We start from the raw sequence: 12,908 nt of genomic DNA, 5'->3' as shown, positions 1-12,908 counted from the left end.
AAAGTATGAGGTAAGAAGTCAGAGGTAAGAAGTAAATACAAAAGCAAAAGTATCTGACTTCTAAATTCATACATCTGACATCTTACTTTGTATTCACTTCTTACTTTATTTTTCCAATCTCTTCATCTGTAAAGCTGATTTTTTATAATAATTACTCGTTTGTAGTTGTTGTTGATTTTTCCAAAAGGCTGCTAGATTTTCATAACGTTTTGATAAAGGAAGATTAAGATTAGAAATAATTTTGGCATCACAGACAGGACAAAAATAGGAAGGATGCCCATCAATTTCTTTCAAATTATTTGCTCCCTGCATAGCACAACGGTAAAAAATACAATGTTGCAGCGTAAAAATATGACCAATTTCATGAACAGCCGTTTTGCATGTTCGTTGTAGAGCCAAATTGAAAGCATCAACATCTTTATGTATCAAATCAGCATCTCCAAAACGAGCCATCGACCAAACTCCTACTCGGTCATGCAATCGTGCTTGCCCAAAAACATAATTCCATTTTTTACTTGGATATAAATCGGCTGTGGTAAAACTCACTAACAAAACACCATCATTAGGCAAGTTTTTTTCTAAAGAATCCAATATAAAACCTGTCTTTACTTGAAAACCATTTCGTGTATGTACTCGCCAGTTTGCAGTATCTAGGCTGGTAGAATCAAGGCTTTGTTGTTCCAATCTCTCAATCGGTAATTCATAAAAAATAGACAAAAAATGCTGCACCGAATCCATCAAACGAAGTTGTGTTTCATCAAAATTTCCATATAATTGAAGATAGATTTTTTTTCTTTGTTCTGTGGGCTGAACAGGTTGAATAGTGCTGTTTTTATTCCAATATTGTGTAAAAGTTTGTCCTCGTTCTTTATTTCGTTCTAGCCATTCTCCAGACTTTGGTTCTTCTATATAAAACTGATTTTTTTGTAATACAAATTCCATGGAGTCAGCCAAATTACCTAAGCCTTCTTCTGGAAATGGTTTTGGTTTTGGGCTACAAGAAAAAATTAGGAAAAGTAAAATGATATAGAAATAACTTTTTTTCATCTCAAAATAGGTTAGGTAAAAAATCCTTGAAAATTTTGTAAATTTAGAAACATTGTTTCGTTCAAAATAAAAATACACTTATGAAAACTACGAGTTCATTATTCCTAATTCTAATTTCTTCTTTACTTTTTTGTTCTTGTAAACAGGAAACTTCATTTAGTTTTAATAAAAAAATGATTGAAGAGACCTACAAGAAATTTCCCAACTTTGAATGTTCAAGCCTGACAAGCTACTGGAAAATGGATTTTGAAGGATTACAAAAAGGGGTTTTAAACCCACAAAAAAATACTTTTGACCAAAGTTATAAACTTATTTTTGAAAAACGATGGATTAATAATTTGGCGCAATGGGTACCAACTACCTTTAATGTGGGTGGAAGTGGTGAATCTATGATTGATTTTACTAAAATTCCTGTCTATCCATCTTGCCATTTTTATTTAGAAAACCCTAACAGTAATTATGTGAGTTATGATATAGAATTTGAGATTTTAGTAGCTGAAGATGAGAGAATGATTAGTTTTCCATTTCCTCCAGAATATAAATTTGTAAATTACAACAGAGATATAAAACAAATTGATAATTTTAAAATTGCTCATCAAGATATTTATGAAACTAGCGATTTAGAAGAAGAAAATTATGTTTCTATAAAAAGTAAATTACGTTTTCAGAATACCATAGAAGGATTAAAATTTATCGAATCATCAGGATTAGAAGAATCTACAAAATCAATTATTGGTTTCAAGGATTTTTATGATGTAAAAGTTACCGAATATCTTGATACGACTCTTTTTATAAAAACAGAACATCCAAATAGTGCTTCTTTTGGAAGAGCAGGAATTTGTATTTATTTAGATGAATTAGATTCGATGATAAACTCCATAAACATAACAGAACAAAAATAACCATTTTATGAACAAGTTACTTTTAAAATCTATTTTACTGATTCTCACATTTATCTTTAGTCATTCTCTACTGGCTCAAATAGATTCTACCAAAACAAGTTTGTATCTAAAATGTGCAAACGAAATTCTTATTCATTATCCAAAAGATATAGATACGACAAAGATTACTTTTGAGGTAAAGGGAGGAGATATTTATCAACTAATTTCTAAGAAAAAAATCGTTGTTGTTCCTTCTTCATCTACTTTAAGTCTTGATGTTTTTTATAATGAGAAACTATTTTCTAGTAGAAAGTACACTATAAGATTCGTTGGAAAACCAGATTTTATAATCATAACTGATAAGACAGATAAGAAAAAATTTCCTAGGAAATTGAGAGCAGAAATAGTGGCATCAGATAGTTCTTTTATTCGTAACTGTCCTTTAGACTCTCATTACAAGATTTCTTATTGGGTTAGCTTATCTAATGGTAAAGGATTCAGAATGTCAAATATATTTACTAACGAAAAAACAGAGATAGATGACAAAACTTGGTTGGAAATCAAAAAAGCTGTAGAAAAAGAACCTAATGCAGACTGGAAAATAATAATAGAAGAAGGTGGAGCAGCAAGACAAAATTACAAAGGAGAATGGGAATATGGAGGGTGTGGTTTTATGAGGAGTTATCATTACACCTTAGAATCTTTTGAAGAATAGAATTTATACTTTCTAAAAAAGTCTATTAACACTTTTATTTTTTATCTTGTAAGAATAATAATTTTCTCAACTAACTATATTTTCATGAAACATATCAATTTGTATTCTCTATTTTGTCTATTGCTGCTTACTTTTTCTAGTGGCTTGTTATTCTCTTGTGGAGAAACTAATCAAAAAGAAACAACAACTAATGAAGCTGATTCTGTAACTCTAAAAACTGAAACAGTTGTTGAAACAACTAATCCATCAGAAGAATATCAAACTTTTGTATCTAGCTTGGACACAACACAAATGAGTTCTTCCAAAAAAGCAGCCGAAAAATATAAAGAATTATATACCTCTGCGACACCAGAACAAGCCGATGAAGGTTTTTTGATTTTTGATAAATTATATAACTCTCTTGCTTTTAATTTAGATGAACAGCATTATAAAAATAGCTCTAAAAGTGGTGAGTATGATAAATATGACCAAATTGCAGGAATATACAATGGATATAATGATGGAAAAGATGCACCACCCGAAATGATGTCTTATCATAATGAACTTGCCAGTCACGGTTTTGGAATCGGTATGACAGAAGGTTCTACCTTTATTCTTCAAAATAGGGATTTTTTGAAAGATGTTTTTTATGACAAAGTTTCTGAATCAATGAAAAAATATTTGGTTCAAAAAAATAAAGAAGCAAAAGAAGTATTTTCAAGTGATGGTGGCTTGATGATTTCTCCTACTCGTTTGGCAGAACGTGTTATTTGGGCAGAGAATTTTATGAAAGAAAATCCTACTTTTCATTCTAAATTAATGGAAGAGGTAAAATGGTCTAAAAAATCTTATCTAACCTATCTTTTGGAAGGAATGGATAATACACCACTTTTTGATTATCAAACAAATCAATTAAGTTCAGATTTTGAAGATGCTTATCAGACAGTTACAAGTAGTTATTCAGATACTGAAACGGCAGCTATTGTAAAACCTTATTATGAAGCTATCAAAAACAAAAACACCAAAAAACAAGAAGAATTGATGGCAAAATATCAAGCCGAAGGTAAGATTTATAAAAATGAATATTAATTTTGAAATTTATGTAATAGGGACAAAGTAAGCTTTGTCCCTTATTATTTTTGCTTTAAGAAATACTCTTTTTGAAGGCTTCAAAAAGTTCTAAAAGACGAATATCTCCACTTGTAGAAGCCAACGGTTCGGCAGCTACATCTCTTGAAAAAGTTGGGCGATACAAATAACCTCCAGTAACATTATCTTTTCGCTCATAAAAATAAATACTAGGAATATTATTAGTATATGTATTTTTATCAAAAAATAAAGGCGAAAGATTCAGTATTTCTTCTTCTAAATTGGTTTGTTTGGTAATACAAACCGAATGACTATCTGTATAAAAATTCAGAGGTTCTTTTTTGATTTGTCCTGATTGATTAGTGTCAGCGTAAAGATGATTTAAGGAATGAACAAAGTTAGCTTTACTATTTTTAAGTTTGATAACACGAATACTTCGGATAGAAATAAGTTCGTATTTGGTCAGAAAAGCTAATTGTTCTAAAATAATAGTTAGATTATTTTCAGCTTCTTCGCAATGCTCTTCTATTTTTGCTTCATTCCAAGTTGCTGCTTGTGTACGCCAGTTTTGATACAGACTTTCTAAAGAATAATAAGCAGTTGCAAATTTTTCTTCCTCTAATTCTTTTTTCCACTCACTAAGTTCTGAAATATAAGGTGTTCTATTATTCTTTAAAAATAATTCCAAAATTTCTTCTATCAATGGCAAATAAAGTGAAGGAGTAGGATTGTCTATTTCCTTAAAAAGAGAACCAAAATTCGTAGAAATTGAAATTTGACTTTTCACTTTTTCGTCCCAAAGCTCTGCCAAAAGAAGATATGCCACATAACGCATCGTAGAAAAATAGGTACGCAAAATTTGATTTATTCGTCCTAAATTTCGCTCTTGTTCGGAAGGAGAAGGCGCAAAAAGGCGTTTTAGTTCTTCAGCAATAAATAAAGGAAAATAACGCACCACTTGATTGGCTCGCTGTGTAAGTTGAAGGTTTTCGGTATAATCTGTATCTCCTTCGTCATCTTCAAAATAAGAACTCAATTCATCGTCAGCAAAGGGATTTTCGATTTCTAAATCTCCCTCTTCTACCACCGTTCCGATTTGCAGGTTTCTATATTTAGCAACAGCATAAAAAACAGGTAAAATAATATTTCGGTTGAGTTGTGTAGAAGGGACAACTGTATTCGAATTATTTTTGGCAAAAATCAATTCTTGAACCAAATTTGTATTTACTTGGCGAGGCTGAGGAAAACCTTTTGAAGTTAGATTTTTTTCTAATTGAAGATAAATATCACGTAATGCAAGTTCAGTTTTGCGAATATTAATTCCATTTTCTAAGATATTAATAAACTCATTTGTAAAGGCTGAATATTCTTCTGCTGGAGGATATTTTGACGGTGTGTTTTTCTTAGAAGAAGCCAAAACATAAAAGTTTGTCTTTCGAAACTGCTCAAAGGCTTTTTCACTAAAACAAGCATCCAACACCAAAACAACTAATAATCTTTCTTTCTGAATTACTCTATTAATTGCATCTATCGAAACACCAGTAAAGAAAATATCTTCTACTTTGCTCTCACTTGTACTCAAATAAAGATTAAAATCATCATCCAAAATTCCGTGTCCAGAATAATAAATTACCAAACTTTTTTGTGCATTTTGGGCTGCTGTTTTGATTACTCGTAGTATTTCTTGTGGTTGAGCTGCATTATGAAGTGTCGTTATATTTTCTTTATTAATTCCAACTGTGGGAGAGGTCAATACCTTTTCAAGTTTGTCGACATTCGTTTTGGCAGCAACAAGGTCGTGCAGCGAATCATCAGCAGTATAACTGCTAATGCCTATCAAAACGGCTTGTGTTTTTGCTGCGTCGATTAACCTCATGTGATAAATTACGAATTAAAAATTACGGATTACGAATGGGAAAAAGTGGGGAAAAGGCACACCTTTTCCTAACATAAATATTATTTTAGAAGGGAAGAAAGTTCTCTAATAAGGTCTGCCGATTGGTCATTGAGTTGTTTTGCATTTACTTTTAGTTTTGTTCCATCTGGTTTTTCTAGTTCTACAGTTATTTCTTCTCCTCTTTTGGTTTGTCCTTTTTGTGTAAACCAAGTTTGAAGAGCTTTTACAAGCTGCACAACAGCAGGCGCACCCAAAACGACAGCTAAAGTGGCTTCCATTACTCCTCCTGCTTCGTCTTCTTTGAGTGCTGCACGTTCTTGATTTATTTTTTGATAATCTAAATCTTCGTCATTCTCTAACCAATTTTTTAGGTTTTTGGCTTCCTTGCTACTTTCTTCGTCTGCCAAAACATGTATTTTTAATGTGTTCATAAAAGTTTTTTTTAGATAAAACATAGGATAAAAGATAAAAAATGAGTTTTGTAAATCAATTTCTAATTTAGAAAAAGGATTTAAAACGCAATATATAAAAAAAATGAGTGTGGTGGTAAGCTATTTTTGATAAACTCATCTGCTTATAATTTGTTAGGATTAGAAAAAATATATTTAAACTTATACTTGTTGAGCAACCATTTTTTTCAAAATACGTTATTTTGCTGAATTATTTAATTAGAAAACCCTTATTATGCGTCTAAAAGCTGGTCAAACTGCTCCCTTATTTTCTCTAACTGATGTCTATGACAGAGAAATTGACTTATCTTCTTATAAAAATAAAAACAAAAAAATTCTCGTTTCTTTTTTCAGAAATGTCGCTTGTCCATTTTGTAATTTCAGAATTCATCAACTGACAAAGAAAAATGAAAAGTGGAAAGATAAATTAGAAATGATTTTTTTCTTAGAATCCAAAAAAGCAGTTGTTTTGCGTAGCACTTTTCATCAAGATGTTTCTCCCATTCCAATTATTAGTGACGAAGAAAAAATTATGTATCAAAAATATGGAATAGAAAAATCTACTCTTAAATTTTTTGGAACTATGCTTTCATCTAAACACCGAACTACCTACAATACAGCCAAAAAAATGGGATTGGATGTGGATTCAGGCGAAGGTTTAATCACTACTCTTCCTGCTGATTTTTTGTTAGATGAAAATCTAAATATTATCGAAGCCTATTATGGAAATAGTGCAGCCGATCATTTGCCTTTTGAAAAAATAGAAGCTGTTTTGTAGAAAAGTTAGACCAAAATTTATGATTCTTTTTAGATAAAACAATTCCCTTGATTGATTTGTATTTGTTTTTTAATTTACCCTTTTATTATTTAATAATTCCTCCTTATGTCCCAACGATTAGAAACTGGTCAGTCAGCTCCCCTATTTTCTCTGACTGATATTTATGATAGAGAAATTGATTTATCTGCTTATAAAAATAAAGGCAAAAAAATCTTGATTTCTTTTTTTAGAAATGTCGCTTGTCCCTTTTGTAATTTCCGTATTCATCAACTGACAACCAAAAATGACCAATGGAAAGATGATTTGGAAATGATTTTCTTTTTAGAAGCAAAAAAGGAAGTTGTTTTGAAGAGTTCTTTTCATCAAGGCGTTTCTCCAATTCCAATTATTGCAGATTTTGGAAGAACAACTTATCGAAAATATGGAACAGAAGTTTCTTCTGAAAAATTTAATGCTACCATCAATTCGGAAGCACAAATGGCTATTCACTCCAAATTAGTAGAAAAAGGTTATGAAATAGATTCTGGCGAAACTCAAATCCATTCTATTCCTGCCGATTTTTTATTAGATGAAAATCTCAATATCATAAAGGCACATTATGGAAAAGATATTCCAGACCATTTGCCATTTGACCAAATAGAAGAAGCTGTTTTTGGTAAAAAATAAGTTTTCTACATTTAAGAAAAAACAAAGCTATTGATTGAGTTTATCAAGTGAGTAATATGTATTTGGGATTCATGTATAAGTTACAAACTACATTAAAAATTCTTTCAAAACTTCAAACTCTTTGTAGGTATGTTGTGGAAAGTTAGCAATTCTGAATGTATTTTGTTTCCAATGTCCATAACCATTTCCCAAAACAATATTTGCTTGATTAGCTTTTTGTTTTAAAAAATTAAGTTTTGGTTCATTTAGTTCTACTGACAGAACAGTTTGTGAACGAACAGCTTTGTTGTGTATCAAAACTTCATACCCATTTTCTTCCAAAGAATCGTATAAATCAGTAGCTCTTTTTTCTATGATTTGTGAAGTAATAGAAATACTTGGAATAAATCCCATTACTTTGAAAAGCAAATATATCCCCAAAACATTGGGAGTGTAAGTAGTTTGAAAGTCTTTTGCTTTTTCTAGTAAAAATGATAATTCGTTATATTTTTTTGGTTTGTATTTATTATTGGTAGAGACAACTACAAGATTATTTTTATAATAATCAATCAAATTAGGAGATAGAGCCATAACTCCAAGCCCAGCAGGAAGCCCAAAACATTTTTGAACAGACACAAACCACGCATCAGCATCAGAAAAGCTTAGGTTTTGTCCTCCCCAAGAAGAAGTTGCATCTACGAAAATAAAATCATTTTGTCTATTCTGACGAATTTCTGAAAGTATCTTTTGAGAAATTTGAGTAGCATTTGAGGTTTCATTCTGACAAAGACAAATTACATTCGCTAAATAATCATTTTGTGGGATTTGTTGAAAAACCTCATCTTCTAACTCTTCATTTATTCCAAATTCAATCTCAAAACTTGTCTTTGGATAATTTGCTTTTCTGTATTCGAACCATTTTTTACCAAAAGCACCATTATAAAAATGATAACTATTTATTTCAGAAAAATTATCATTGAGAATGTGCCAACATTCTGTAGCCGAAGAAGTAAAAATGATTGTATAATCTTTCGGAATATTATGTTTCTCTTTCAGGTTTTTGACTATACTCTCATATAGTTGCATAAATTTTTGGCTACGATGCTGAATGCTCAAAATATCATCATCATAAGCCTCATTGAGCCAATCTTTTACTTGTGGATATACTTTTGAAGGTCCAGGGTAGAAATTCATTTTTTAATTTAGTTTTTTAAAATTCTGAAACAAATATAATTATTTCTATTCAGTTCTTTGATTAACGTGAATTTGGTATTATATCCTTGCTTTTATGCCTCTATCAGACACTTCAGAGTGTCAGTACAACTAACAGATAAATTATCTGACACCTTTGAGGTGTACTGATAATGAAGCTGTACATAAATTTATTTGTAAAGCAGCTAAAAACAAATAAAAGAGAGGTTTAAATACTGATTTCACGCTAAGATAGCAACTAAAAAACTTTTGTAGCATTCCAAACTTTCGTACCTTTGCGCTTTCAAATTCTAAAAAAAACAGGTATTTATAATAAACAAGAAAAATAGATTATGGGATTACGTTGTGGAATCGTTGGTTTGCCAAATGTAGGTAAATCTACTCTTTTTAATGCTCTATCTTCTAAAAAAGCAGAATCGGCTAATTATCCATTTTGTACGATTGAGCCAAATATAGGTATCGTAACTGTTCCAGATGAACGAATTGCATCTTTGGAAGATTTAGTAAATCCAGAACGAACTGTTCCAGCTATTATTGAGTTTGTCGATATTGCAGGTCTTGTACGTGGTGCAAGTAAAGGCGAAGGCTTAGGAAATCAGTTTTTGGCAAATATTAGAGAAGTAGATGCGATTGCTCACGTAATTCGTTGTTTTGAAGATGACAATATTATTCATGTGGATGGAAAAATAAATCCTGTTTCAGATAAAGAAACGATTGATATTGAATTACAACTTAAAGATTTGGAAACCGTAGAAAAACGTTTGGTTCGAATCGGAAAAGCTGCTCGCACAGGCGATAAAACGGCTAAAAAAGAATTTGAGGCTTTCGAAAAAGTAAGATTGCATTTAGAACAAGGAAAAAACCTTCGTTCTTTAGTTTTAGAAAAAGACGAAAAAGAAATTGTTGATGAAGCATTTTTGCTTACTCAAAAACCTGTTATTTATGTAGCCAATGTAGATGAAAAATCTATTCATACAGGAAATGCCCTTGTAGAAAAGCTCAAAGAATCTGTAAAAGATGAAAATGCAGAAGTAGTGATGGTGTGTGCTTCTATCGAATCTCAAATTGCAGAACTAGAAGACCAAGAAGAAAAAGAAATGTTTTTGGAAGAGTATGCTCTTAAAGAATCAGGACTCAACAAACTGATTCGTAGTGCATATTCTATCTTAAATCTAATTACTTATTTTACGGCTGGTGTAAAAGAAGTTAGAGCTTGGACAATCGAAAGAGGTTGGAAAGCTCCAAAAGCTGCAAGTGTTATCCATACTGATTTTGAACGTGGGTTTATTCGTGCAGAAGTAATTAAATTAGACGATTATACAAAATACAGAACAGAAGTAGCATTAAAAGAAGCAGGAAAATTAGCCGTAGAAGGAAAAGAATATGTAGTAGAAGATGGTGATGTGATGCACTTTAGATTTAATGTGTAGAAAAATCACGCTAAGTAACAGAGCAAAATAAAACATATCTAAAAAAGAATTAAAAAATGGAAATTTAAACTGTCAAGACACCTTTGAGGTGTCAGACAGATTTCATTAACCTATAAATAATTTTGCCCAGTTACTTATTTTATTCAAAATACAACGAACAGTTCGCTTAAAGTGAACTGTTCGTTTTTTTAATGGGGAGTATCTCACAAAGTGTGTCATCAAAAATAACTTACCATAATTTATTTCTTCTACAAAATCTGTATTCCCATAACGACAACATCATCTACTTGTTCGTAGTCATTTTTCCATTCTTCAAAATGAGTTTCTATGTTTTCTTTTTGCTGCTCAGTAGGCTTTGAAGCTATTTTTTGCAATAAATTCCTAAAATTCTTTACCATTAATTTTTTTCCTTTTTTTCCTCCAAACTGGTCTTGATACCCATCACTAGAAAGATAAAATTGAGTAGAAATCGTTGTATTATTTTCATCAAGAAGGGAAATAGTATGATTTTGAAAAACAGAAGAAAGAGTGTCTATATTTGTTTTTTTAGTATAAATTGTTCCTCCAATCGATTTTTTGGTTGCTTTAATGACTTTAAATTCATTGTTCTGTTGATAATACAAAGGATTCATTGCACCTGCATATTCTACTGAAACAAATCTATTTTTTTCTTTTTTGAAAGCCAGTACAATAGCATCCATTCCGTCTTGTTCGTGTGTGTCTTTTTGGTGTAATAAGCTATTTATTTGAGTATGCAAATTTTCCAAAATCAAAGCTGGTGAAACAATGTTTTGACTGGTTATTTTGTGTAAAGATTCTATTCCTAACATAGACATAAAAGCTCCAGAAACGCCATGTCCTGTACAATCAGCCACACAAACAATCGTTATATTTTCTATTTCTTTTACAAAATAAAAATCTCCACTTACAATGTCTTTAGGCTTGTACACCACAAAAAAATTGTTGCCCAAAATATTTTTCATTTCTTCCTGAGTAGGCAAAATAGCATCTTGAATACGTTTTGCATACTTAATGCTTGCCGTAATATTTTCATTTTGTTCATTTACAATATCTAATGTACTCTGAATCTCTTCATTTAATTTATTCGCATATTCTGTTTTTATTTCTATTTCTTCTTTTTGTTGTTCGATTTCTACATTTTTTTGTTTGAGCAAAATATTAGCTTTATTTTTTATTATTCGCTGGCGATTGAGTACAAAAGCCAAACCCAAAAGTAAAAAAAGAAAGAATACAGAAGCAATAATAAAATTTTTGTGCGTATTTAGAGATTGTTCCTGTAACTGATTTTGAGTAAGTAATAACTGATTTTCTTTATCTTTTTTATCTGTTTCATATTTTGTATTAAGTTCTGTAATCTGTTTTTCTGCCTGTTCTGTAAAAATACTATCATTGTATTGATATGATTTTTTCATTGCCTCAAAGGCATTTTTATAGTCTTTTTTAGCTTCATAAACTTGTGTAAGTGTAGAATAAATAGTTAAAAGTAAACGATTCGAATTTACTTCTTTTGCTATCTCTACTGCTTTTTTTACATAAAAAACAGCTAGAGTATGATTTTCTAACTTCGAATACATAAGCCCTATTTTACCATAATCATCAGCCAAAACATATTTATAATCTAATTTTTCATCAATTTCTGCAGCTTTTTTAAACTCCTCTAATGCTCTTTTATATTTCTCTTGAGATTCATAAACTTGTCCTAACCCATAATAAACTCCTGCTTCTCCTTCTTTATCTCCAATTTCTTTTTTTATAACTAATACTTCTTCAAACATCTCAATAGATTTATTAAGATTTCCTAGTTGTTGATGAATAAGTGCAATATTTCCTAAAGAATTTGAGATAGCACGCTTTTCTCCTATTTTTCTCTTAAAAACTAGAGATTGTTCATAATATTCTAATGCTTCTATTAACTTATTTCGTTCTACAAATATATTTCCTATACTATTCAGAATATTTCCTTGTAATTTTTTGTCGTTTAGTTTTTGAGCAAACTCTAACGCTTCTAAAAAATATTTAGTTGCTTTATCATATTGAGCTTTATGTCTATAAATTACGCCTATTTTTTCTAATATAATTGCTCTTTGTATTGTTTGGTTATTTGTTTTTTTAATCAGACGATATGCCTCTTTAAAATAGATAAAAGCAGAGTCATATTCTCCACGAATCTCATAAGAACTTCCCAAACTACTCAAAACAGGTATTTTAAATGAGATTTTTTTTTGTTTTTCTGCTAAAACAAGTGCCTTACGAGCATACTCTTCTGCTTTTTGGGGTTCAGAATAAAGATATTCATTTGATAAACCAGAAAGTAAGAGTATCGGAATTGTATCGTTTTGAACTCTTTCTTGAGAATAATTTTGTATTTCCTTCAACAAACTATCTATTTTATTCTGTGAAAAAACATATTGAATACCAAAACACAAGTAAAATAAAAGTGTAAGAAAAAAAACACAACAATTTTTACTTTTAGATATAAAATAGTAGTAAAAAATAATTTTCATAAAATATATTTAGTTCGCAGTAATAGGAAGAGGATATTTTTCATACAAAATACGATAAACGATATAAATTAGCAAACTATGTTGAATAGAAGTTAAAGCAAGTTAAAGATAATTTATTTCTGTAAACTAAATAGGGGAAAGTAAACTTATACCTCGTCAAGAAAACATAATGACGCAGAGTAGAAATTAATTTTTAACGTGAACTCAGTACTATATTCTTGCTTTTATGTCCCTGTCAGACACTTCAGAGTGTCAGACAGC

Annotated in this window: 11 protein-coding genes; 6 read left to right on the top strand and 5 right to left on the bottom strand. The window is 30.4% G+C overall.

Annotated elements, in window-relative coordinates; genetic code table 11:
• Nucleotides 1–105: 105 nt before the first annotated feature.
• Complete coding sequence (locus ACE193_RS20370; RefSeq protein ID WP_375560048.1) at nt 106–1,047, bottom strand: archaemetzincin; 942 nt, start codon at nt 1,045–1,047, stop codon at nt 106–108.
• Between the two features lie 80 nt (nt 1,048–1,127).
• Here ACE193_RS20370 and ACE193_RS20365 point away from each other — a divergent pair, with 80 nt between their 5' ends.
• The 3 genes from ACE193_RS20365 (at nt 1,128) to ACE193_RS20355 (ending at nt 3,711) form a co-directional block, all read left to right on the top strand.
• Nucleotides 1,128–1,949 carry a hypothetical protein gene (locus tag ACE193_RS20365; RefSeq protein ID WP_375560047.1) on the top strand — a complete coding sequence of 274 codons (822 nt, stop codon included), beginning with the start codon at nt 1,128–1,130 and terminating at the stop codon, nt 1,947–1,949.
• 7 nt (nt 1,950–1,956) lie between these two features.
• Nucleotides 1,957–2,643: a hypothetical protein gene (locus ACE193_RS20360; RefSeq protein WP_375560046.1), complete on the top strand. Its 687-nt coding sequence runs from the start codon at nt 1,957–1,959 to the stop codon at nt 2,641–2,643.
• Nucleotides 2,644–2,727: 84 nt separating this feature from the next.
• On the top strand, nt 2,728–3,711 hold the full coding sequence (locus tag ACE193_RS20355) for a hypothetical protein (protein WP_375560045.1): 984 nt from the start codon (nt 2,728–2,730) through the stop codon (nt 3,709–3,711).
• A 55-nt stretch (nt 3,712–3,766) separates the two neighbouring features.
• Here ACE193_RS20355 and ACE193_RS20350 read toward each other — a convergent pair whose 3' ends face one another.
• Together ACE193_RS20350 and ACE193_RS20345 are read right to left on the bottom strand one after the other, a co-directional pair.
• Complete coding sequence (locus ACE193_RS20350) at nt 3,767–5,587, bottom strand: caspase domain-containing protein (protein ID WP_375560044.1); 1,821 nt, start codon at nt 5,585–5,587, stop codon at nt 3,767–3,769.
• Nucleotides 5,588–5,667: 80 nt separating this feature from the next.
• Nucleotides 5,668–6,039, bottom strand: a complete 372-nt coding sequence (locus tag ACE193_RS20345; protein WP_375560043.1) for a hypothetical protein — start codon at nt 6,037–6,039, stop codon at nt 5,668–5,670.
• Between the two features lie 253 nt (nt 6,040–6,292).
• On the opposite strand from ACE193_RS20345, the gene ACE193_RS20340 reads away from it, so the two are divergent.
• Both ACE193_RS20340 and ACE193_RS20335 read left to right on the top strand, forming a co-directional pair.
• Nucleotides 6,293–6,835 (top strand): redoxin domain-containing protein, encoded by a 543-nt coding sequence (locus ACE193_RS20340; protein ID WP_375560042.1) that lies wholly within the window; start codon nt 6,293–6,295, stop codon nt 6,833–6,835.
• 105 nt (nt 6,836–6,940) lie between these two features.
• The gene (locus ACE193_RS20335) at nt 6,941–7,501 is read left to right on the top strand and encodes a redoxin domain-containing protein (protein ID WP_375560041.1); all 561 of its coding nucleotides are present in this window, start codon (nt 6,941–6,943) and stop codon (nt 7,499–7,501) included.
• An 87-nt stretch (nt 7,502–7,588) separates the two neighbouring features.
• On the opposite strand, the gene ACE193_RS20330 is transcribed toward ACE193_RS20335, so the two are convergent.
• Nucleotides 7,589–8,674 carry an aminotransferase class V-fold PLP-dependent enzyme gene (locus ACE193_RS20330; protein ID WP_375560040.1) on the bottom strand — a complete coding sequence of 362 codons (1,086 nt, stop codon included), beginning with the start codon at nt 8,672–8,674 and terminating at the stop codon, nt 7,589–7,591.
• A 350-nt stretch (nt 8,675–9,024) separates the two neighbouring features.
• Here ACE193_RS20330 and ychF point away from each other — a divergent pair, with 350 nt between their 5' ends.
• Nucleotides 9,025–10,122 (top strand): redox-regulated ATPase YchF, encoded by a 1,098-nt coding sequence (gene ychF / locus ACE193_RS20325; protein ID WP_375560039.1) that lies wholly within the window; start codon nt 9,025–9,027, stop codon nt 10,120–10,122.
• Between the two features lie 248 nt (nt 10,123–10,370).
• Here ychF and ACE193_RS20320 read toward each other — a convergent pair whose 3' ends face one another.
• Nucleotides 10,371–12,518, bottom strand: a complete 2,148-nt coding sequence (locus tag ACE193_RS20320; RefSeq protein ID WP_375560038.1) for a tetratricopeptide repeat protein — start codon at nt 12,516–12,518, stop codon at nt 10,371–10,373.
• Between the last annotated feature and the right edge of the window lie 390 nt (nt 12,519–12,908).

Origin of the sequence: Bernardetia aquimarina (assembly GCF_042180575.1) — a bacterium.
Classification (GTDB): domain Bacteria; phylum Bacteroidota; class Bacteroidia; order Cytophagales; family Bernardetiaceae; genus Bernardetia.
The sequence above is the reverse complement of the archived record's forward strand: the minus strand, read 5'-3'. Positions and strand labels throughout refer to the sequence as shown.